General features: G+C 60.8%; 16 protein-coding genes. 7 read left to right on the forward strand and 9 right to left on the reverse strand.

The annotated features are described in order from the left end of the window. Positions 1–66 precede the first annotated feature (66 nt). The 6 genes from BN1724_RS07340 (at position 67) to BN1724_RS07365 (ending at position 9,378) form a co-directional block, all read left to right on the forward strand. Entirely contained in the window at positions 67–1,401 is a 1,335-nt protein-coding gene (locus BN1724_RS07340; RefSeq protein ID WP_231928191.1) for an MFS transporter, read from the forward strand. A gap of 129 nt (positions 1,402–1,530) precedes the next feature. Then, positions 1,531–5,247, forward strand: coding sequence for a nitrate reductase subunit alpha (locus BN1724_RS07345; protein WP_058234835.1), 3,717 nt, complete (start codon positions 1,531–1,533; stop codon positions 5,245–5,247). Then, positions 5,247–6,776: a nitrate reductase subunit beta gene (gene narH / locus BN1724_RS07350; RefSeq protein ID WP_058234836.1), complete on the forward strand. Its 1,530-nt coding sequence runs from the start codon at positions 5,247–5,249 to the stop codon at positions 6,774–6,776. The genes BN1724_RS07345 and narH overlap by 1 nt, the downstream gene beginning before the upstream one ends. A gap of 1 nt (position 6,777) precedes the next feature. Continuing rightward, a complete protein-coding gene (gene narJ / locus BN1724_RS07355; protein WP_084252858.1) occupies positions 6,778–7,614 on the forward strand; it encodes a nitrate reductase molybdenum cofactor assembly chaperone in 837 nt (278 codons plus the stop codon). 4 nt (positions 7,615–7,618) lie between these two features. Next, the gene (gene narI / locus BN1724_RS07360; protein WP_058234837.1) at positions 7,619–8,335 is read left to right on the forward strand and encodes a respiratory nitrate reductase subunit gamma; all 717 of its coding nucleotides are present in this window, start codon (positions 7,619–7,621) and stop codon (positions 8,333–8,335) included. Positions 8,336–8,412: 77 nt separating this feature from the next. Next, complete coding sequence (locus BN1724_RS07365; protein ID WP_058234838.1) at positions 8,413–9,378, forward strand: helix-turn-helix transcriptional regulator; 966 nt, start codon at positions 8,413–8,415, stop codon at positions 9,376–9,378. Between the two features lie 122 nt (positions 9,379–9,500). Here the strand turns inward: BN1724_RS07365 and BN1724_RS07370 are convergent, their stop codons facing one another. The 6 genes from BN1724_RS07370 to BN1724_RS07395 all read right to left on the reverse strand — a co-directional run bounded on the left by BN1724_RS07370 (position 9,501) and on the right by BN1724_RS07395 (position 18,791). After that, positions 9,501–10,679 carry a ThiF family adenylyltransferase gene (locus BN1724_RS07370; RefSeq protein WP_084252859.1) on the reverse strand — a complete coding sequence of 393 codons (1,179 nt, stop codon included), beginning with the start codon at positions 10,677–10,679 and terminating at the stop codon, positions 9,501–9,503. Positions 10,680–10,794: 115 nt separating this feature from the next. Then, positions 10,795–12,369 (reverse strand): ABC transporter family substrate-binding protein, encoded by a 1,575-nt coding sequence (locus BN1724_RS07375; protein ID WP_231928192.1) that lies wholly within the window; start codon positions 12,367–12,369, stop codon positions 10,795–10,797. Between the two features lie 562 nt (positions 12,370–12,931). After that, positions 12,932–14,656 carry an ABC transporter family substrate-binding protein gene (locus tag BN1724_RS07380; protein ID WP_058234839.1) on the reverse strand — a complete coding sequence of 575 codons (1,725 nt, stop codon included), beginning with the start codon at positions 14,654–14,656 and terminating at the stop codon, positions 12,932–12,934. A gap of 34 nt (positions 14,657–14,690) precedes the next feature. Further along, entirely contained in the window at positions 14,691–16,790 is a 2,100-nt protein-coding gene (locus BN1724_RS07385; protein WP_058234840.1) for an ABC transporter ATP-binding protein, read from the reverse strand. 9 nt (positions 16,791–16,799) lie between these two features. Next, the gene (locus BN1724_RS07390) at positions 16,800–17,789 is read right to left on the reverse strand and encodes an ABC transporter permease (RefSeq protein WP_058234841.1); all 990 of its coding nucleotides are present in this window, start codon (positions 17,787–17,789) and stop codon (positions 16,800–16,802) included. Positions 17,790–17,798: 9 nt separating this feature from the next. Further along, on the reverse strand, positions 17,799–18,791 hold the full coding sequence (locus BN1724_RS07395; protein WP_197671770.1) for an ABC transporter permease: 993 nt from the start codon (positions 18,789–18,791) through the stop codon (positions 17,799–17,801). Positions 18,792–19,020: 229 nt separating this feature from the next. Here BN1724_RS07395 and BN1724_RS07400 point away from each other — a divergent pair, with 229 nt between their 5' ends. Continuing rightward, entirely contained in the window at positions 19,021–19,335 is a 315-nt protein-coding gene (locus BN1724_RS07400) for a hypothetical protein (protein ID WP_157085810.1), read from the forward strand. Between the two features lie 112 nt (positions 19,336–19,447). On the opposite strand, the gene BN1724_RS07405 is transcribed toward BN1724_RS07400, so the two are convergent. From BN1724_RS07405 to BN1724_RS07415, 3 genes are all read right to left on the reverse strand, one after another. After that, positions 19,448–19,726: a DUF6457 domain-containing protein gene (locus BN1724_RS07405; protein ID WP_157085811.1), complete on the reverse strand. Its 279-nt coding sequence runs from the start codon at positions 19,724–19,726 to the stop codon at positions 19,448–19,450. A 214-nt stretch (positions 19,727–19,940) separates the two neighbouring features. Then, complete coding sequence (locus tag BN1724_RS07410) at positions 19,941–21,284, reverse strand: molybdopterin molybdotransferase MoeA (RefSeq protein ID WP_058234844.1); 1,344 nt, start codon at positions 21,282–21,284, stop codon at positions 19,941–19,943. Between the two features lie 87 nt (positions 21,285–21,371). Further along, complete coding sequence (locus BN1724_RS07415; RefSeq protein WP_231928193.1) at positions 21,372–22,136, reverse strand: FadR/GntR family transcriptional regulator; 765 nt, start codon at positions 22,134–22,136, stop codon at positions 21,372–21,374. Positions 22,137–22,315 lie beyond the last annotated feature (179 nt).

Here is a 22,315-nt window from a genome sequence, read left to right on the forward strand (position 1 = left end):
ATCGATCGTTTTCTACACCGGACGCACCCCGAGTGCGTCCAACTCATGAGAGCCCCGGAGGATCACGTGTCCACCACGTCCACCCGCCCGCGACGCCACGTCATAGAGTCCTGGAACCCTGAGGACCCCAAGAAGTGGAGCGCCAAGACCGCCTGGATAACCCTGGCCGTCTCCACCTACTCCATGACCATCGCGTTTTGCGTGTGGTTCCTGGTCAGCGCTATTGCACCGAAGCTGAACGACATCGGCTTCCACTTCGATAAGGGCCAGCTGTACTGGCTCGCAGCCATGCCAGGCCTATCAGCAGGTCTGATCCGGCTGTGTTACATGTTTTTGCCCCCGATCATCGGCACCCGCAAACTGATCGGGTTCTCGTCCCTGCTCTACATCATCCCGATGGTGGGCTGGTTCTTCGCGGTGCAGAACTCGCACACCTCGTACGTCACTCTGCTGATCTTGGCCTTTATCTGCGGTATCGGCGGCGGTTCCTTTTCCGGCTACATGCCCTCGACCGGCTACTTCTTCCCCAAGCGCCTGCAGGGAACCGCGCTGGGTATCCAAGCCGGCATCGGTAACCTCGGCATGTCGATCATCCAGTTGGCCAGCCCCCTGCTGATGGGTGTCGGCCTGTTCGGTATCACCTTCATTCCAGCGCAAAAACTCAACGATGGCGGCCAGCTGTGGGTTCACAACGCGGCCATCTTCTTCGTTCCGTGGACCATCATCGCTGCGATCTTCGCCTTCACCCTGCTAAAAGACGTTCCGGTGAAAGCGAACCTGCGTCAACAGATGCACATTTTCAGCAATGTGAACACTTGGCTGATGACCATCCTGTACGTGATGACCTTCGGCCTGTTTGCCGGGTTCTCAGCCCAGTTCGCCCTGCTGATCAACAACAGCTTCGGCAAAGCCAGCGACTTCGCCGGACACTTCGATCATCTGCCCGCAGGCGCCACCTACGCCTTCCTCGGCCCGCTCATTGGTTCGCTGGTACGCGTCATCTGGGGACCGCTGTGCGATAAGTTCGGCGGCGCGATCTGGACCTTCGTCTCCGCAGTCGGTATGGCCATCACACTGTTCATCTGCGCCGCGTTCCTCGCGCCCACCAGCCCCTCCCAGTTCCCGTTCTTCCTGTGGGGCATGCTCGCCATGTTCTTCTTCTCGGGAATTGGCAACGCTGGCACCTTCAAACAGATGCCGATGATCATGCCTAAAATCCAGGCCAGCGGAGCCATCGGATTCACCGCCGCCATCGCGTCCTTTGGCCCGTTCTTCGTCGGTATCGCGCTCAGCGGCCTCGGCCCAGTCACCTGGTTCGTGATCTGCGGTATCTACTGCGTGATCTGCGCGATCATCTGCTGGATCCAGTACGCCAGGCCCAAAGCACCCTTCCCGGGCTGATCCGCCTGTGCGGGCGCGAGCCAGTGCTGAGCCAGGACACCACCCAGTCCCTCATCCACCGATAGCACGGTTCGCGCCCATCATCTTCCTCTCGTCACTCGCCGCCATCCATTCGAGGAGTCACCTTCGATGAGCGACCCCACTCACACCACCTCGCAGACCTCCGGCTCAGCTCTGCTGCGCTTCGGTTCCTGGCTGCGCCGCGGCAAAGCCTCACCCGATGCTCGCCAGATCTTCCTCGACGGCGGACGCGATGCCGACACCTTCTACCGCGACCGGTGGAGTTACGACAAGGTCGTACGATCCACTCACGGGGTGAACTGCACCGGTTCCTGTTCGTGGCGGGTGTATGTCAAGGACGGTTTGATTACTTGGGAATCCCAGGAGATCGACTATCCGTCGACCGGCCCCGACCTGCCCGAGTATGAACCTCGCGGATGCCCGCGCGGCGCGGCGTTCTCGTGGTACGAGTATTCCCCGACCCGGATCCGTTTCCCGTACGTACGCAGCGTGCTGCTGGAAATGTATCGCTCAGCCCGCAGCCAGGGCATGGATCCGGTGGAAGCCTGGGCATCTATCGTCGAGGACCCGACTAAAGCCCGCCGTTACAAAAAAGCCCGTGGAAAAGGCGGGATGGTGCGTTGTACCTGGGATGAGGCGATGGAAATCGTCGCCGCCGCCAATGTGCACACCATCAAGACCTACGGTCCGGACCGCGTCGCCGGGTTCTCGGTGCTGCCCGCCACTTCGCTGGTGTCCTTCGGTTCGGGGTCGCGCTATCTACAGCTGATCGGTGGTGTGAACCTGTCGTTCTACGACTGGTATGCGGACCTCCCACCCGCTTCCCCCCAGGTGTTCGGCGATCAGACCGATGTCCCCGAAGCCGGTGACTGGTTCAACTCCCAGTACCTCATCATGTGGGGATCCAATATTCCGGTCACCCGCACCCCTGATGCACACTTTATGACCGAGGCGCGCTACCACGGTCAGAAAGTGGTTACGGTCTCCCCTGACTTCGCCGACAACACCAAGTTCGGTGACGAGTGGCTGCGGGTTAACCCGGGCACGGATGGGGCTCTGGCGCTGGCCATGGGGCACGTGATTCTCTCCGAGTTCCATGTGGACCGCCAAACCCCACGGTTCCTCGACTATATGAAGCGCTACACGGACTCGTGCTTCCTCATCTCCTTGGAGGAGAGCGACGAGGGCCTGATCCCCGGCCACTTCCTGACCGCTAAAGACCTGGGCGGACAGCTCGCAGAGACCGAGAATGCCGACTACCGTCTGCTGGTAATGGACCAGTCCGGGGAGGTCAAAGATCCAGGCGGCACCCTCGCGGACCGTTATGGGGAAGCCGGGAAGGGCCGCTGGAACCTCACCCTGGATGGGGTCGATCCGCTGATTAGCCTGTTCTCTGAGACCGCAGAGACTGCTGAGGTGTGCCTGCCCCGCTTCGATTTGCCCGGGGAGAAAACTCCCGAGGGTCCGGTCGGTGCCGGGGTGCTGCGCCGAGGTGTGCCGGTGCGCAGGGTGGCAGGCAAGTTGGTGACCACCGTGTATGACTTGCTGCTTGCCCAGTACGGGGTGGCGCGAAGCAACCTGCCTGGGTCGTGGCCGACGGGCTACGAGGACTCCACCCAGGTCGGAACCCCTGCGTGGGCGGAGGAACTGACCGGTGTGCCCGCCAACGCGATTGCGAGGATTGGCCGGGAATTCGCGATGAATGCGGAAGAAACCGGTGGTCGCTCCATGGTGGTGATGGGTGCGGGGATCAACCACTACTACCATGCCGATACGATTTACCGCACGATTCTTGCTCTGACCAGTATGTGCGGGACCCAGGGCGTGAATGGCGGTGGCTGGGCTCATTATGTTGGACAGGAGAAAGTTCGCCCGACCACCGGATGGGCGCAGTTCTCGTTTGCTTTGGACTGGCAGCGCCCGGCCCGACAGATGATCGCGACTGGTTTTTGGTATCTCATCACCGATCAGTGGCGCTACGACGCCACCATGGCCGACCGGCTCGCCTCCCCGCTGTCCGGGGACACCTTTAAGAACATGACCGCTGCGGATACCTTGGTGGAGGCAGCTCAACGAGGATGGATGCCCGCATATCCGACCTTTAATCGGTCCAGTTTGCAGCTGGCTGACGAGGCGGAAGCCGCGGGAATGGAGGTTCCCGCCTACATCGCGCAGGAACTCACCGCCGGTCGACTCGGATTCGCCTGCGAGGATCCCGATGGCCCGACCAACCATGCCCGGGTGCTGTTTAACTGGCGCACCAACTTGATGGGCTCCTCAGCCAAAGGCACCGAGTTTTTCCTGCGTCACATGCTCGGGGTGGATTCCGATGCCTCGGCACCGGAACTTGAGGAACCGATGCGCCCGCGTTCGATCCGGTGGCACGACAAAGCCCCCGAGGGCAAGCTCGACCTCATGGTGACTGCCGACTTCCGCAACACCTCGACCACCATCGTTTCGGATGTTGTGTTGCCTGCGGCCACCTGGTACGAAAAGTACGACCTGTCCAGCACTGATATGCATCCATTTGTGCATTCCTTCAACGCGGCGATTGATCCGCCGTGGGAAGCTCGCACCGACTTCGCGCTCTTCCAGGATCTCGCCGGTCGGGTTTCGCAGCTGGCAGCAAGGCATTTGGGTACTCGCAAAGATGTAGTCGCAGCCCCGCTGATGCACGACACTCCCGACGAGTTGCACGGTGCCGGTGGCGCGGTGCCTCCGCGCGAGGTCTGCGGCTGGGTTCCGGGCGTCACCATGCCGAAACTCTCCGTCATTGAACGCGATTACACGGCAATCAGGGAGAAGTACGACGCGATTGGGCCGCTGCTAGAAAAGGTCGGCATGGCCACCAAGGGTGTGCATTTCGATCCCACTCCCGAGGTCCAAGCGCATGGTAAAAAGCACGGTCTGCTCCCCACTCCGATCGGCCCCCGCCCAGCAATCGACACCGACATCAAAGCGGCAGAGATGATCCTGTCGATGTCAGGAACGACCAACGGGCGCCTGGCGTACACCGGGTTTAAGAACCTCGATGCGCGCACCGGCACCCAGACCGCCGATCTGGCCGAGGGATCACTCGATAAGCGCATTAGCTTTGCCGATGTGCAGTCACAGCCTCAATCCGTGGTGACCTCACCGGAATGGTCGGGCTCGGAGCACGGAGGTCGCCGGTACACCTCATTCGCAATTAACGTCGAACGCAATAAGCCGTGGCACACCCTGTCGGGCCGTATGCACTATTTCATCGACCACGACTGGTTCCGCGCCATGGGCGAATCGATGCCGGTGTTCCGTCCCCCGTTGGATCTGCATCATCTCTACGGTGAAGCCGCTCCCGGAATGCGCAGCCGAAGCGGGGATGGTGCCGCTGAGGTCGCGGTGCGGTATTTAACGCCGCACAACAAGTGGGCTATTCACTCCCAGTATTTCGACAACGAGCTGATGCTCACCCTAGGCCGCGGCGGTCAGGTGGTGTGGATGTCACCCGCCGACGCCGAGAAGATCGGTGTCAAAGACAACGAGTGGATTGAGGCCCGCAACCGCAACGGCGTGGTCACTGCTCGCGCGGTGGTCTCGCACCGTATCCCCGAGGGCACCGTGTTCTTGCACCACGCGTCTGAGCGGACCATGAACACGCCGCTGAATGCGTCGACCGGGCGCCGTGGCGGCACGCATAACTCGCTCACCCGGATCATTTTGAAGCCGTCGCATATGGCTGGTGGCTACGGTCACCTGACCTACGCCTACAACTACATCGGCCCCACGGGCAACCAACGCGACGAGGTCACCGTGATCCGTCGCACCACCCAGGAGGTGCAGTTCTGATGCGTGTCATGGCACAGATCGCCATGGTGATGAATCTCGATAAGTGTATCGGGTGTCATACCTGTTCGGTGACCTGCAAGCAGGCGTGGACCAACCGCGAGGGCACCGAGTACGTCTGGTTCAACAATGTGGAGACGCGCCCGGGCGTGGGCTATCCCCGCACCTGGGAGGACCAGGATCGGTGGAAGGGCGGCTGGGAACGCGATCAGCGGGGTCGTTTAAAGCCTCGCCAGGGCGGGCGGCTGCGGACGCTGGAGAAGATCTTCGCGAACCCGGATATGCCTGAGCTAAAGGACTACTACGAGCCGTGGACGTACGAATACGACAAACTGTTGCAGGCCCCGGCCGGGCAACAGAATCTTCCGGTGGCCCGGGCGGTCTCGAAGATCACGGGCGAGCATCAGGACACGCTGTCCTGGGGCCCTAACTGGGACGATAACCTCGGCGGTTCCATGGAGACGCTGGATAGCGACCCGGTGCTCAAGCAGATGAATCTCTCGGTCACCAAGTCCATCGAGAGCTCGTTCATGTTCTACCTGCCGCGCATTTGTGAACACTGCTTGAATCCGACCTGCGTGTCCTCCTGCCCGTCGGGCGCGATGTATAAGCGCTCCGAGGACGGCATTGTACTGGTGGACCAGGATCGTTGCCGCGGCTGGCGCATGTGCGTGTCCGGTTGCCCGTACAAGAAGGTGTACTTCAACCATCACACGGGTAAGGCCGAGAAATGCACAATGTGCTACCCGCGTCTTGAAGTTGGGCAGCCGACAGTGTGCTCGGAGACCTGCGTGGGCCGTCTGCGCTATCTCGGTGTGCTGTTGTACGACGCCGACCGGGTCGGGGAGGCTGCCGCCACCGAAAATCCACAGGACCTGTATCGGGCTCAACGTGACATTCTGCTGGACCCGCACGATCCCGAAATCGCTGGCCAGGCCCTTGCCAATGGGGTTCCGGCGTCCTGGATTGAAGCGGCCCGCCGCTCCCCGGTATGGGATCTGATCTCCCGGTACGAAGTGGCTCTGCCGCTGCACCCGGAATACCGCACGCTGCCGATGGTCTGGTACATCCCGCCGCTGTCTCCCGTCGTGGACGAGGTGACGGCCTCGGGCAACGACGGTGAGAACCACCGGATTTTGTTTACGGCGATCTCCCGGATGCGGATCCCGCTGGAATACCTGGCGGGGCTGTTCACCGCGGGTGACACCAAGCCGGTGGAGTACTCACTGCGCCGTCTGGCTGCCATGCGCAGCTACATGCGCGATGACTTCAACGGCAAAACTCCCGACGAGGAAATTGCCCGGGCTGTCGGCACCACCGGCGAGGACCTGAAAGCGATGTACCGGCTGCTGTCCATTGCGAAGTACGACGATCGTTTCGTCGTACCCACGACCCATCCGGAGCTACCCCGGGGCATTTCCGAGCTGGAAGGGTGTCCGCTGAACAACCCGGGCGGGCCGGGCATGGATTCGATCGGGTCCTTCCACGGCATTGCCGAGGGCCGCAAGCGTCTCCCCCTGACGGTGGTCTGAGATGGCAGCCACCTTCGTGGGCGCTCCTCGATTGCCGTTCGCTACCCAGGTGGAGTGCACCCCGGAGCAGAAAAGGGTGCTGTTCATGGCGCTTTCGCTGCTGCTGGATTATCCGGGAGAGGATGCCTTCCAGCACCTGGACGCGGTGGAGCAGGCGCTCGATGAACTGCCCGAGCACTTGGCGCACAACATCAGCGCTTTTGCGTCGTCGGCACGTGACCTGGGGTTGTCCTGCTTGCAGTCCCATTACGTCGATACCTTCGATCAGCGCCGACGGTGCGCCCTGTATCTGACCTATTACACCGATGGGGATACCCGCACCCGGGGTTCAGCGCTAGTGGCTTTCCGTGAGTTACTGGCCCGCTCGGGGTGGGAGATTCAGCGTGGTGAACTGCCCGATTATCTTCCGCTCGTGCTGGAGTTCTGCGCCCGAGAAAATTCTGAGGAGGCTGGCGAGCTGCTGCGAGCAAGCCGAGAGGGACTGGAGGTGATCCGGTCCGCACTGATGGGGTACAACTCGCCCTATCAGCACCTCCTCACCGCCCTGTGTGCAGCGTTACCGCCGCTGACCGAGGAGAAACTGCGCGCCTACCGTCGCCTCATCAGCCAGGGTCCACCCACTGAGCTGGTCGGGATCCAGGACGGCACTATGCCGCCCTTTGGTGCCAACCACGGGTCGATACCGGCCGCGCTCGCCGCAACCCAGCCGACGACTGGCCATCATGCTCCTGCCTCCGATGGCCGTGAGCAGCTGCAACCCCTGAGCAGCGAAAGCACCCTTCATCCGTCAGCGGTTGCGCCCGACTCCGCTACCCGCCCCGATTCGACCGAGGAGTGAGGACATGAACGCCCTCGACATCATCCTGTGGATCGTCCTTCCGTACCTGTCCATCGTGATTTTGATCGCCGGATTGATCTGGCGCTATCGCACGGACCAATTCGGGTGGACCAGCCGATCCAGCCAGATTTATGAGCGCCGTATCCTGCGCTGGTCTTCTCCCCTGTTCCATATCGGGATGCTGTTTGTGTTTATCGGGCACCTGATGGGCCTGGCGATTCCCGAGTCCTGGACGTCTGCTATCGGGATCTCCGAGTACGCCTACCACTTGATCGCCACGATTCCCGGCACTATTGCTGCCCTCATGGTGATCGTCGGGCTCGCCGGTTTGATCTGGCGGCGGATTGTCAATAAGTCCGTGCGCCTGGCGACCTCCCCGATGGACAAGGTTATGTACGTCCTGCTGTCGATTCCGATTCTGCTCGGTGGTGCCGCAACCGTTATTCACCAAATCTTCGGTGGCGGGTACGATTATCGTCAGACAATCAGTCCGTGGTTCAGGTCCATCGCGCTCCTGCATCCCGATCCACAGCTCATGTTGTCGGTTCCGCTGGTCTACCAGTTGCACATTATCGCCGGCATGCTACTTCTGTGCCTATGGCCGTTTACTCGGCTCGTGCACGTGGTGTCTGCACCGGTGGGATATGTGAGCAGGCCGCATGTGGTCTACCGCTCACGGCGCCCCGCAACCTCGACCACACCCCGTCGTCGAGGCTGGTGATAGGCGCCGGCACCGCTCGACCCGCTTGTCGCCCCTCCCCCGAAAGGACGCAGGCATGCACCACACGAGGAGATGTTGTGTCCGATCACACCGCACGGCTGGACTTGAGCGCGCTGCTGCGCACCATGAGCACGCTGACCCCTGCTCAGCAAACCGTTTTAAATACGATTGATTCCTTTGATGCACCGGTGACGGTGGCTGAGCTGGCGGCCAAGCTCGGGCTGCACGCCAATTCGGTGCGGGAGTCCATTGATGCACTGTGCGCGCTCGGGGTGGCCCGGCGCGAGCGTCTTCCGGTAAAGGGCCGGGGTCGTCCGGCGTGGGGGTATACGGCGCTGGTTCCCAGCCAGCCTGATTTCCCGATTCTGCTGATGCGGCTGTTTGTGGACGCCACCGTGCAGTTTTTGCACGAGAACTCATCTCAGCCCACCCAGGATGCCACCCGCATTGGCAAGCTGTGGGCTCAGCAGCTGGTCCGTGCCGGAACCATTCCCGACCACTCCGGCAGCATCCCCGGGGTCGGGGCCGGGGGTACACACGGAGCGTCCGCCACTGCGGCCGCAAATGACGCGTCACTCCCGTCCGGCGGGGGTTCCTCTTCCGGCGGGGCCTTCTCTTACGGAAGCGACCCGAGCAAGACTTTCCGGTCCCGGGTCGCAAAGCTGCGTCATCTGCTCGCCGCGATGGGTTTTGGCGCTACCATGCCCGAGGACTCTAATCTGCGGATTGACCTGCACTCATGCCCGTTTATCGATAATGGCACCGTGGACCCGTTGGTGTGCGCTATCCATGCCGGGCTGATGCAAGGGATTCTCGACAACACGTCACAGGGTCGAATCGGCGCCGACCTTGAACGCGGCCAGGCGGATGGCAGTCACGACGGCACCTGCGCTGTCACGCTGGTTCCGACCGGTCATCACGGCCCACCCGTTCAGACTCTGGCGACCGCGGTACCGAGTGCCCCTGCGGCTGCGGCGGCCACTGTGGTGTCCGGCAGCCGTCGTCGCGCTGAGTCTGCTAGCCGACAGGTGCTCACACAATAGTCGCCGCCCATGCCCATGCCCATGCCCATGCCCATGCCCATGCCCATGCCCATGCCGTAGTTGGCGTCAGCTCCATAGCTGTTGTCAACGTCCAAAGCTGTTATCGATGCCCGAAGCTGTTATCAATGCCCAAGCATGCTCTGGGCAGCCGAGTACCCGCCATTCATAGTGAGCGCATTGAACCCGGCCTCAGCCAGGCGTGACCGGGCAGCTGCCGACCGAATCCCCCCTTGGCAGTACAAAACAGCGCCGCTCAGGCCCGTCGCAATGCGGTAGCGTTCACGCAAAAGGCGGTCGGCCGCATGCGGATCATCGAGCAGACGATCCATCGGAATGTGCACCGCCCCGGGCAGCATCCCAAAAGCTACTTCGTCATCGTTGCGAATATCAACCAGGGCCCGGCCAGAATCCACGAGCGCGGCGACATCTGCGATACCAACCCCACCATCTGCCCGCGGAACCCCGCAAAAATCCTGGTAATCGACCAGTTCGGTGACGGCAGCCCGGTTCGGGTTGCGCGCAATATCCAGGTGCGTCCAGCGCGCGCCTAACGCGTCGTACAGGGCGATACGCTCGAGCAACACGTCTCCGATCCCGGTCAGGATTTTTACCGCTTCATTTGCCATCGCGGATCCGATCTGGCCGCACAGCATGCCGAGCACTCCGGCTTCCGCACAGTTTTGTACGCTGCCCGGTGGCGGCGGAGTGGGGTGCACATCGCGGTAGGTGACACCGCGGCCACCCGCGTTCCAGAACACCGCGAGCTGGCCGTCGAACGCGAGGATCGATCCCCAGACTAGGGGGAGGTCAAGAATCTCGCAGGCATCCGAGACCAGATAGCGGGTGGGGAAATTGTCGGTCCCGTCGATCACAACATCGTGGCCCGCAAGGATGTCCAAGGCGTTGCTGGAATCGAGCACCTGGGGAATGCAGCTCACCGTAACCAAGGGGTTGATGGCCGCGATCCGTGCAGCAGCGGAGTCAACTTTCAAGGTGCCGAGGGTGTCGTGGCCGTGGATGATTTGGCGTTGAAGATTCGTGTCATCGACCTTGTCTGCGTCAATCACCGTCAGGTGCCCGACACCTGCGGCTGCCAAATAGAGCAACACGGGTGAGCCGAGTCCTCCCGCGCCGACAACGGCGACGCGGGAGTTCTTCAGCCGACGCTGACCGAGGTCACCGAATACCGGCAACGTCAGGTGCCTGGCGTAGCGGCGACGTTCTTCATCGCTCAGTTCCGCGGCGGGGGTCACCGGCTCGGGCCGGGACATGAGGCGAGGCTGTTCATCCAATGCGGGCATGTATCCATTCTCCCGCACCGCGCGAGTCCTTTGCTGGACCGAATAGCCCTGACAGAGCTAGTTCTAAACAGCCTCACCTGAGTCGGCAGAATAGTTTTACCGGCCGATCACCAGCTCAGCTCTTTAACTTGGGTGAGCCCTTGGTATAGCCGACCATGGTCCAATCCAGGCTCTGGAACCCGCGCGGCCCGTAGTTTGCGAGCGTTTCATCCAAGACGGTGAAGTTGTAGGCCTGCCAGAGTGGCAGGGTGCCCGCCAGGGTCCACAGTTTGGAATCGAGCTCGTTTTCCAAGTCGATTCGCTTTTTCTCATCCGTCTCTTGGGCGGCCTGATTCAGTAGCTTGTCGACCTCGGGGTCGCTGACTTTGCCGAAGTTCTGCTCTCCGTTCGTGCGCCAGATCGCATCACTTCCGGAGAAGAAGGGGGTACCCAGCCAATAGAACATAGCCAGGTCAAAATCCCCGGGGATTACATATTTCGAGAACAGGTCACTCGGCGGCACTTTCTGAATCTTCAAGGTGATACCAGCATCTTGAAGATTCTTGCGCACCACCGGAATAATGGCTTCATTCTCTTTGGCAACAGCCGCGTAGACATAAGAGATTTCCAACGGCTTGCCGTCCTTCACAGCCTTGCCGTTTTGCATCGTGTAACCGGCCTCTTGAAGGTGCTTCTTGGCAGACTCCAGATCATACTTGCCGTACTCAGCTGAGTTATCTTTATATCCGTCCTGATTGGTCATAATCATGTGGTTACCCAGCACGGAGGTTTCCTTCGGATACGGCATGGTTGAGTTCACCGAAAGGAATGCTTCCTTGCGGTTAATCGCGTTGAACACCGCGCGCCGCACATGAACGTCGGCCAGCGGGCGACCCTCCGCGCCATTGAGCGTAAAGTGAGCCCAGTTGGGTCCTGCAGCTTTACGCAAGGTAATCCCGTTCTTGCCGACCATCCCTTTCACCACAGAATAGACCGCGGGGATGTTCGCGCCGACCACATCGAGCTGACCATTTTTAAATGCCGTGGCCGCCGCGGACATATCCTCAACCGTGGTCCACAGGACCTGCTTAAGGAAGGGTTTATCTCCCGCCCAGTTCTCATCCGGAACCAGGGTGACGGTCTTATTACCCGGATCGATTTTGTCGATTTTGAAGGGACCGCCGGTGACCTTCGGCCCATCAGCCCAGCCAGTATTAAATGCCTCCGCTGAGGCCGCGAGGGAGTCGGGCATCAGTCCCAGAAGCCTTTTCCAGTCAGCATAGGGCTCTTTAAAAGTGATCACCGCGGTGTGATCGTTTTTGCCCTGCTCAATCTTTTCGACCTTGTCATACCCCTCAGACGAGGCAACCTGATAACCAGGCTTGGAGCCATTCATCACCGTGAACACGTTCTCGATCGACTTATAGTCGATTGGGGTGCCGTCTGACCATTTAAAACCGGGTTTCAGTTCAGCCTCGACGGTGAACGGATTATCCTTCACCTTTTCAATGCGCAGTGTGGTTTGCGGATCCTTGGTAACTTCACCTTTGGCATCCGAGACAATCATGCCCGGTATCACCATGTCCATAATGCTATTGGTCTCACCGTCGTTGCCGTCAGCGGAAAAGGCGTTCCAGTTCGCCGGAAACGCTCCAAGAGCTAGGCGCAGGGATCCACCCTCGCCAATCTCGTCTCGCTTCTTGGGATTCATATCGTTCTGCTTGGCGGCGATTTTCTCACCGGTGCGGCCCGCTCCACCTTTGTCACCGTCGGCACCGTCCCCAGCTTTGGAGCACCCTGCTAGAGCCACTGCGGACAGAGCGGAGGCACCGAAGAGAGTGCGTCGCGTGAGTTTCATACCTGCTCCTTCATCCTTTTCGGGGCGGAAGCACCCCGCTGCATTGCGAGAGGCGGCCAGCCAGACGGTCCATGGTTCATCGTGCTCCTCTGCGATACGCGATTCCCACTCACGCTGCGCCAACCGCCTTTTAGTCCCACCGAGCACATACGTGGGCCATGCATGATTCGGGCGCAGTTGTGATAGCGAAGCTATCCCCTCATTGTTTCCAATCAGCCGCATCCGATCAGCACCGCTCAATGCGCGTTACTCGATCTGCACTAAGCATCCCATTTACCGTGAAGGGACTCAACGTCTTACGGCAACAAATACGTTGCAATCAAGAGGAAAGGGGCTGAGTACTTACGCACTCAGCCCCTTAATAGCTCTGCGGGCCATACCTCGTCACATGGATAAGGTGTACCGCATTAAGCGATCAGCTCTTCAGCTTGGGCGATCCCTTGGCGTAGCCGATCTTGGTCCAGTCCAACATCTCAAAACCGCGCGCCCCGAAGTTCGCGAGGGTTTCATCCTGGGTGTAGAAGTCGAAGGACTGCCACAGCGGAAGTGTGCCGGCGAGTTCCCAGAGCTTGGTATCGATCTCGTTCGCTTCGCTAATCCGCTTGCTGTCGTCGGTTTCCTTCGCTGCCTTATCGAGCAGCTTATCGACCTCGGCGTCTCCGACCTTGCCGTAATTCTGCTGACCGGTGGAGCGCCAGATGGCATCCCCGGAGGAGAAGAACGGATTTCCGACCCAGCCGTACAGCGACAAATCGAAGTTCCCGGGGATCACGTACTTTGAGAATAGGTCCGTCGGCGGCACCTTCTGCACCCGCATGGTAATGCCGATTTCCTGCAGATTCTTTTGCACAATCGGCACCACGGCCTCATTGGTCTTGGAGCCGTCGTTGTAGACGTAGGTGATCTCCAGCGGCTTGCCATCCTTCACGGCTTTGCCGTTTTCAATCTTGTACCCGGCCTCTTCCAGATGCTTTTTAGCCGCTTCGGGATCAAACTTGCCGTAATCGCCAGAGTTATCCTTGTACCCTTCCTGATTCGTCATCAGCATGTGGTTATTGAGCTGAGGATTATCTTTCGGGTATGGCATGGTTGCGTTCACTGAGAGGAAGGTGTCCTTGCGGTTAATCGCATTGAACACCGCCCGGCGCACATGGACGTCTTCCAAAGGCCGCCCTTTAGCACCGTTCAGCGTAATGTGCGTCCAGCTCGGACCGGCGGCCTTGCGCAGCGCAATCCCATTCTTGCCCACCATGTCCTTGACCACGGAATACATGGCCGGAACCGTGTTGTTGAGGGCGTCGAGCTGGCCGTTTTTAAACGAGGTGGCCGCCGCGGCCGGATCCTCAATTGTGGTCCACAAAATCTGCTTGAGGAACGGCTTATCGCCACTCCAGTTCTCATCCGGAACCAGGGTGACGGTCTTATTTCCCGGATCGAGCTTGCCAAGCTTATAGGGGCCCGCGGTCACCTTCGGTGCATCGATCCAACCGGTGTTGAAAGCTTCCGCGGAAGCCGCCAACGAATCAGGCATAACGGCGGGCAGACCCATCCAGTCAGACCAGGGTTCCTTAAACGTCACCACGGCAGTGAGGTTGTTTTTACCCTGCTCGATCTTCTCCACCTTGTCATATCCCTCCGAAGAGGCGATCTGGTAGGCGGGCTTAGAGCCGTTCATAATCGTGAATACGTTCTCAATCGACTTGTAGTCAATCAGGGTCCCATCCGACCACTTCAGATCCGGCCTGAGCTCGATTTCAATGGTCAAGGGCTCATCCTTAACCTTTTCCATCCGCTTCAAGTAATTCAGATTGGGTCCAATATTCCCCTTGGCGTCGGCCGTCCACAGTTCCACCGGGAAGATGGCGCGCATGATCTCGCTGGTATTTTTTTCATTGCCATCCGAGCAATACGGATTCCAGTTCGGCGGATAGGCATTATTGGTCAGCCGCAGCGAGCCGCCCTCACCGATCTCATCGCGCTTCTTCGGGTTGATGTCGTTCTTATCAGCCGCGATCTGCTCGCCAGTGCCTCCAGCTTTGCCGCCGCCACCATTGGAGCCGTCCTCAGCCTTGCTGCAACCGGCCAGCGCTACCGCAGACAGCGCGGATGCGCCGAAGAGGGTGCGTCGTGTGAGCTTCATACCTGCTCCTTAATCGATCCTGGGGCGCAATGCCCTATGACACCTGAAGAGACGCCGCCCGCTCCACAAAGTGGCACGCCGCGGCATGATCGCCTCCTGCTCCCACCAGAGGAGGAACCTCCCGGGAGCAACGTCGTTTTTCGTCCTCACCGAGGAGATCCCGATACACGGGGCATCGCCCGGCAAAGCGGCAGCCGTCTGGGATCTGGTCCGGAGAGGGGATATCTCCGGTGAGCACCACACGGCGCCGCGTCCGCTCAGTCGCAGGATCCGGAATCGGAACCGCCGACAGCAGAGCCTTCGTGTACGGGTGGCGGGGATTGTCGAATACCGACGAAGTCTCGCCGATTTCCACAATCTTGCCGAGGTACATCACTGCAATTCTGTCAGAGATGTGACTCACCACAGAGAGGTCATGAGACACGAATAGGTAACTAATTCCTAACCTATTCTTCAGATCGTCGAGCAGATTGATCACACCGGCCTGAATCGACACATCCAGCGCGGATACCGGTTCATCGAGCACAATCAGCTTGGGGTCACACGCAAGTGCCCGGGCGATGCCCACCCGCTGGCGCTGACCGCCGGAAAACTCGGTGGGATAGCGCGAGGCCTGCTCTGGGAGAAGACCGACCGTCTGCAAGAGCCAGTCAATCTTTTCGGACATTTTCTCCTGGCTGTAGCCCTGCACCTTCATGGGCTCGCGCAGAATATCGCCGATGGGCATCCGAGGATCCAACGAGGCCATCGGATCTTGGAACACGATCGACACATCTGAACGCAGCGTGGCCCGCTGTTTACGAGTGAGCAACGAGGTGTCCTGCCCACCGATGCGGATCGTGCCCTTCTGCGGAGCCCGCAGCTGCATGATCTCCATAATGGTGGTGCTCTTACCGCAGCCGGACTCACCGACCAACGCCAACGCTTCCCCGCGACGAATATCGAGGTCGATATCGTCAACAGCCCGAACCTCTCCGAGCTTGCGGCGCACCAGCGCACCCTTAATCACCGGGTACACCCTGCGCAGACCCTCGATCTCAAGCACCGGATCGCGCTCCTCACGGGGCGAGGTGACCGACGGTTTAGCAATCTGTGGCCGCGGGAAAATCTCCTTATTCTGGGCCAAAAGATCGCTGTGATGGCAGGCAGCGAAGTGAACGCACTCGTGATCGCCCTCGCCGATGACCACCGGCTTCGTTCCTGGTGCCTGCTCAAACCGCGGTTCGTCCCGGTGGCAGACGTCCGTGGCGATCGGGCAGCGCGGCGCAAACGGGCACCCCGCCGGAATATCCACCAGCGAGGGTGGATTTCCCTTCACCGAAATCAGTGGATCTTTAGAGTCAGCATCGGCACGCGGAACCGAGGACAGCAGGCCCAGCGTGTACGGCATACGCGGTGAGCTAAACACATCGTCAATCTGACCAGCCTCCACGGCTTTGCCCGCATACATCACCAGGATGCGGTCAGCGAATCCTGCGACCACCCCCAGGTCGTGAGTGATCAGGATGCTAGCCGCACCGGTCAGCTCCTGGGCGGTTTTCATCAGCTCCATCACCTGCGCCTGAATGGTCACATCCAGGGCAGTAGTGGGCTCGTCGGCGATAATCAGCTCCGGGTCGTTAGCGATAGACATCGCGATCATCGCGCGCTGCCGCATGCCTCCGGAGTACTCATGCGGATACGACTCGGCACGGCGCTTCGGATTGGGAATGCCAACCGCTTCCAGCAGTTCAACGGCACGCTTTTTCGCCTGGACCTTGCTACCACCGCGGTGAATCATCACCACTTCGGCGATCTGATCCCCAACCTTGTACACGGGGGTGAGTGCCGACAGCGGATCCTGGAAAATCATCGAGATGCTCTTGCCGCGCAACTTCGACAGCGCGCTGTCGCTCATGCTGAGCATCTGGTGGCCTTGAAATTCAATGCTGCCGCTCACGTCCGCGCTCTGGGGAAGCAGGCCCATCACCGCGAGCGAGCTCACGGACTTACCGGAACCGGACTCGCCCACAATGGCCAGGGCCTCACCCTTAGCCACGTCGTAGGAGAGGCCGCGCACCGCGTGCACCAGCCCGGCCTCAGAGCGGAAGCCGACGGTGAGGTCCTTGACGGAGAGAATGGGTTCAGAAGTCATCGAATTACCTCAGATACGGCTGGATCCGCTGGTCGGGTCGAGGGCGTCGCGCAGCGCCTCGCCCATGAGATTGATGGAGATGACGAGCGCCGCGAGCACCGCAGCCGCCGGAATCCACGTGTACGGAGCGGCGATGTTGTAGTCCTGCAACACGGTTCCAAGCGAAACCATCGGGTACTGAATACCAAATCCGATGAACGACAGGCCAGTTTCGCCGAGGATCGCGCCACCCACCCCAAGCGTGGTGTCGATAATGATCCAGCTCGCAATATTGGGGATGATGTGCCGCATCACGTTGACGACGGGGTTGACCCCCATGAAGCGTGCCGCCTCCACGTAGTCGGTGCGCACCAGCTGCTGGGTCATCGAACGCAGAACACGAGCGGTGAGCATCCAGGAGAACACGGCCAGCAGCGGGATCATCATCAACCAGCTCGCCCGCTGCAAAACCGGGCTGAACAGCATCAGCAGCAGCAGCGAGGGGATAATCAGGAACAGATTGATGCCGTTGACCATCGTGCCGTCGATGAAGGCGCCCAGTTTGCCTTTGTGCCCGATATAACCGGCGATGGTGCCGACGGTGACGGCAATGATCGTGGTCAGGATGGCCGTGCCGATGCCGATTACCAGAGAGACCCGGAGCCCGGCCATTGTGCGGGCGAAAATATCCAGGCCGTTTTCGTTGACGCCAAACCAGTGGTACTGCGACGGACCGGTCAGCGAGTTACTCAAATCGAGGTCGAATGGCTTGTACTGGTAGAACATCGGGGCGAACACGGCTGCGATCACCAGCAGCCCAAAAATGCTCATGCCGATCCAGGCACTCGGGTTGCGAAGGAATCGACGGCGCAGCAATTCACCGCGCCCCATAGCCCGAACCCGTTCGGTCTCGGCAATGGCAGGAGTCTCGGCGTCTTTGAGTAGATCCTCTTCTAATAGATCGCTTTCGACCCTGGCCTCACGGTCAATGTTGGGGATGTCGCTGGGATTAACGCTCATGATGCTTGGTCACCGGATCCTCGGGTCGAGAACACCCTGGAGGAAATCGGCCAGGGTCGCGGACAGGAGGGTCAAGATCGCCGAATACAGCACAACACCTGCCGTGCCGTTCACATCGGCCATCCCGAGCGCTGATATGGCGAAGGCGCCAATGCCTTGCCAGTTGAACATGCGCTCAACGAATAGGGAGCCGGTAAAGGCCGCACCCACGGCGAACGCAAAGTACTGTCCCATCGGGATCAGAGCCATGCGCAGGCCGTGGCGGGTCATGGCTTTGCGGCGGGATAGACCTTTCGCCCGGGCGGTGCGCAAGTAATCGCTGCCGAGCACATCGAGTGTGGTGACCTTCATGTACCGCGAGTACGAGGCCAGTCCGAACAGGGCCAGCACAATCGTTGGCATCACCAGCGCCTTGATTTGATATTCGATCGACGCCCAAGACCCGGCGGGAAGCAAGGGGTTAACGGGGTTAATGGCGGGCAGACCGTAGCCGGTGACATCCTGGATGAACTGGTTGACCTGCTGCACGATCAGGATCACCACGACGGTGGGCAGCGAAAGGATCGCGAAGGATCCGAGGGTGGCCACTTTGTCGCCCCAAGAGCGGCGGCGAACCGCGCTCAGCATACCGACCAGGATGCCCAGCACCACACCGATGATGGTTCCGAGCACCACCAGGCGCAGGCTGATCGGCACGCGGGTCAGCAGCACCTCGGTCACCGGGACCATGGCCTTATTGGTGCCGGTGGTGACCCCGAGATCGCCGCGCACCAGACCGCCGAGCCAGGTGACGTAGCGTTCAAACAGGGGAACATCGGGGTTGACGTTGCGGGCGTTCAAATACGCCTGGGCCGTCTCGAAGGGAACTGGCTTAGTCGCCATCGGCGGGTAAAGCACTTCTTCGGGATGCATCAAGCTTGCGGCAAGCAGGTAGGTAAAGCTCGTCGCGATAAATGCGAGCAACACGTAGGTAATGAATCGCGTCGCGATGAACTTAGCCACGGCAGTACCAGCCTTCCATCAGCCACTACTTCCTCTCGTGCACCGGGGTTCAGACAAAGTGTTGTCGTCCCGGAAGCTTAACTAGGGTCAGGCTCGTCAGCGCGCCTGTACGGTGCGGTTCCCGACAACGCGGGGACATCTTCCTCAAAAATATCTTGATTCCGAAGTGTGGTCAGAGTATCCCGACGTTGCCAGGAGCGCACATCAGGAAAGCACCTACTATCAAATCGTGACCTTCTTCCATCTCCTGTTGGTGGCCCTAGGCGTCGTAGTGGCGCTAGTGGCGGCTGACATCTTCGGGCACCGCGGCTGGGACCGTTGGCCGTTAGTGCTGGCGGCTCTGATTCTGGTGGTGACCTCGGGTTATCTGTACAGCGCCGAGCTGCTAGCCTTCACATTCGGCGCATCCCTGGCCATTTCGTGCGTCACAGTGGTCTCCTGGGGTCGAAGCTTTGCCCGCACTCGCCAGAGGTACAAGGAAGCCCGGGAGGCTCGTAGGCGGGAGGAGCAGCGGCGCAAGAATATCGTTGAGGGGCGGGACTGACGCCGCGGCCCCGACGGCCTAGCCGCCACTGTGACAGCATGGGCGTCGAGTCCGACGTCAAAGCCGGTAGACCTGGACACAAAGCAGAGGAAACCGGCGAAATCGCGCGAGATTACTCGGAGTTGCGGAGTCCGTCGCGCATCGCGCGGGCAGCCATATCGCAGGCCTCCACCAGCGAGCTGGCGCGACCTGACCCGTATAAAACCCCTGCGAATAGGGTGGCGACGGGTGCAGCGGGACGCACCACCTCGGCAGCTGAGGCTCCGGCGAGCGCGAGCACCGCGTCTAAAACCTCGCCGTCCACGGGGTCGGCGACACCTAGATCATTGCCGACGCGCTTGGCCCAGGCGTGCAGGGTGTCCATGGTATTCGGGTCATCGTGACGTGTCATACATTCACCGTAACCCACCGGCACAGCCTGTGCATACCGAAGATCCTGAAAACTGCCGACATCCTCTGATAGATAGGCGCTCCACACCTGCCACACTCACCGCAGTCGTAGTGAGAGCCACACAACGACTCATATCAACACGAGCCCGAACAAGCCAGGGCCCAAACAAGCTGAATACCGAGCTGCTCAGACCCCGGATCAGCAGGAGTTTGAATCAGATCCCCAACAGAGCGACGTTGACGAGATCGCCGGGAAGAATCTGCGTGCGCCCTTCGGTAAGGCCCCAGCCTGCCAGTACCACGGCGTTGGCTCGGGCATACGGAGCGAGCCTGCGCCCGGGGGTGAGGGCCACGCCGGTGGATTCGAGATTGGCTGCCACGCACATCAGACCGTGGCGACGCAATCGCAACCCGTCGGCGCCGTCACCTCCGGAGCGTGTATCCACGCCGTCCAGGCCACCGCTCCCCGCGGGCACCAGCGGCATGGCGGTAATCACTGGAGGTTCCCGCAGAACTATCCGTCCAAACAGGTGCATTCCCAGTAACGCTCCGACCGGAGTTCCAGGGCAGTGCACAACCGGCGTTGAGCCAATCACCCCGCATCCCTGCGGCGCACCAGGACGCATGTGAAGGTGGGCAAAGCGCGAACTGTTGCGCCCGTCCGGGCCAAGAGCCGCTTTAACCACGTCATAGGAGCCAGCGCCGATTCCGCCGGTGGTGATCATGAGGTCCACCTCGTCGGCAAGCGCGTCGAGGAGGTCGAGCAGTGCGCGAGGATGGTCTCCGGACACATGCCGGGTGACGTCGTGCCCCAGCTGCGCGAGTGCGGCAGACAGCATTCGGGTGTTAGATTCGCGCACTTCGCCATAGCGCAGGGACCCCTCATCATCGCGGTGACTGCTATCGGCCGGATGGGGTTCGGCCCGCACGAGTTCATCACCGGTGGCGACTACGGCGATGCGCTGGGGCGCGAGTACCTTCAAACGTTCCATTCCTAGTGCGGCGGCCACTCCCATGAAGCCGGGGCCCACGAGGGTTGCAGGTCCAGCCAAACGGCTTCCCCGGGCGATTTCTTCACCGACAGCCCGCACATGATGGTGCGGGACCGTCACGGCGTCACCTGAGATCCGCACGGTGGCGGGCAGGGGATCTCCCGGGTTACTGTCGGTTTGTTCGACGGGGACGACGAGATCTGCTCCGGCGGGCAGCGGCGCCCCGGTCATAATGCGGGCGGCCATGCCGGGGGCTAGCGGTGCGGGCTCCCCCGGTCCGGCGGGAATATCGTTGGCGACTGAGATCAGCACGTCGTCTCCACGGGTGCCATCCAGTCTGCGCAGTCGCAGCAGATCGGCTGAACGCAGGGCAAATCCGTCCATGGCTGAGCAGGGCACATCTGGCAGCGGACTCGGCGCAATAAACGGTTCGGCGAGTCTTCGACCGAGGGCATCGCCTAGGGGGACCTCAAGAACGCGCCGGGGCAGGGGCGGTAACGACGAGACCACCTGGCGCCACTGGTCGAAGGACAGTTCGTCGTCCGGGTGCCGCGCGGTCGTGTTCACCAGATCCTCCTCCGTATTGCTGGTGCCCAACCGCCGGATGGGACCGGGCCGTCACCACGATACGCAGGTTATTAAGGGACCTAGCCGTTATGACGATGTCGGAGTATGACGGACGGTCGGGGCCTTCGTATCGGATGATGACGCGGGATTGTTTGAGGTGGTGCCCGCGCGTTCAATAGCGCGGCGCAGCGGCGCGTAGTGGTTTTTCACCGCGGTGCGGTAGGCCGAAACATCCCCGATTTCGAGCGCATCCAGCATGCCTCCGTGCGCGGCTGCGGTGTCGTGAATGTCATCGGGCTGCGGGATGCCGAGCTGGGGCACGGTGACGGTGTGCACTTCCCAGAGGGCGGCCACTAGTTGCTGCACGAGCCGGTTGCTGCTGCCGCTGAGTAGCGCGGTGTGGAAGGCGATGTCGGTGTCTGGGAACGAGTGCCCGTTGGCTGCCTGCTCGCGCATGGTGTCCACCAGGCCTCTGAGATGCGGGTCGGGGCGGCCTCGATGCAAAGCGACTAGTTCATCGGAAAGGGCGAGGTCGATCCCTTCGCGCAGATCCACGACTTCCAGCAGGGTGGCGCAGGTGCCGTCGGGGTTCATGAGACTGCGGAATGCAAGCGCATCAATAAAGGGAGACAGCGAGAGCTGCCCGACGGTTGTGCCGCGACCGTGGCGCACTTCGACGATGTCCAACGAGGCGAGGGTGCGGATCGCCTCGCGCACGGACGAGCGGGACACGCCCAAGGTTGCGCAGAGCTCTGCCTCGGTTGGGATGGGGTCACCTGGGCGCAGACCATTGCGCAAAATGAGGTCCTTAATGGCCTCGACCGTTGAGAACGCTGCTTTGCGTCTATCCACGTCACTACTCCTCATCAAACGTCGTGTTGCCAGCCATCGCCGGGGCCGCGACGATCTCGTGCAGCGAGCCAAGTTACATTGTGGTCACAGAATCGCAAGGCTCACGCCCCGACTTGACCAGCCCGACCCACCGCGCCTATGGTCATTATAAGCATGTCAGACATCGGACGTCTGATAAA

Origin of the sequence: Devriesea agamarum (assembly GCF_900070355.1) — a bacterium.
In the GTDB taxonomy this organism is placed as follows: domain Bacteria; phylum Actinomycetota; class Actinomycetes; order Actinomycetales; family Dermabacteraceae; genus Devriesea; species Devriesea agamarum.

Excerpts from the sequence above, each read along its gene's own strand:
- BN1724_RS07380 (WP_058234839.1), bottom strand. The coding sequence starts at position 14,656 with ATGAAGCTCACACGACGCACCCTCTTCGGCGCATCCGCGCTGTCTGCG.
- BN1724_RS07385 (WP_058234840.1), bottom strand. The coding sequence starts at position 16,790 with ATGACTTCTGAACCCATTCTCTCCGTCAAGGACCTCACCGTCGGCTTC.
- BN1724_RS07345 (WP_058234835.1), top strand. The coding sequence starts at position 1,531 with ATGAGCGACCCCACTCACACCACCTCGCAGACCTCCGGCTCAGCTCTG.
- narJ (WP_084252858.1), top strand. The coding sequence starts at position 6,778 with ATGGCAGCCACCTTCGTGGGCGCTCCTCGATTGCCGTTCGCTACCCAG.
- narI (WP_058234837.1), top strand. The coding sequence starts at position 7,619 with ATGAACGCCCTCGACATCATCCTGTGGATCGTCCTTCCGTACCTGTCC.
- BN1724_RS07375 (WP_231928192.1), bottom strand. The coding sequence starts at position 12,369 with ATGAATCCCAAGAAGCGAGACGAGATTGGCGAGGGTGGATCCCTGCGC.
- narH (WP_058234836.1), top strand. The coding sequence starts at position 5,247 with ATGCGTGTCATGGCACAGATCGCCATGGTGATGAATCTCGATAAGTGT.
- BN1724_RS07390 (WP_058234841.1), bottom strand. The coding sequence starts at position 17,789 with ATGAGCGTTAATCCCAGCGACATCCCCAACATTGACCGTGAGGCCAGG.
- BN1724_RS07370 (WP_084252859.1), bottom strand. The coding sequence starts at position 10,679 with ATGCCCGCATTGGATGAACAGCCTCGCCTCATGTCCCGGCCCGAGCCG.
- BN1724_RS07405 (WP_157085811.1), bottom strand. The coding sequence starts at position 19,726 with ATGACACGTCACGATGACCCGAATACCATGGACACCCTGCACGCCTGG.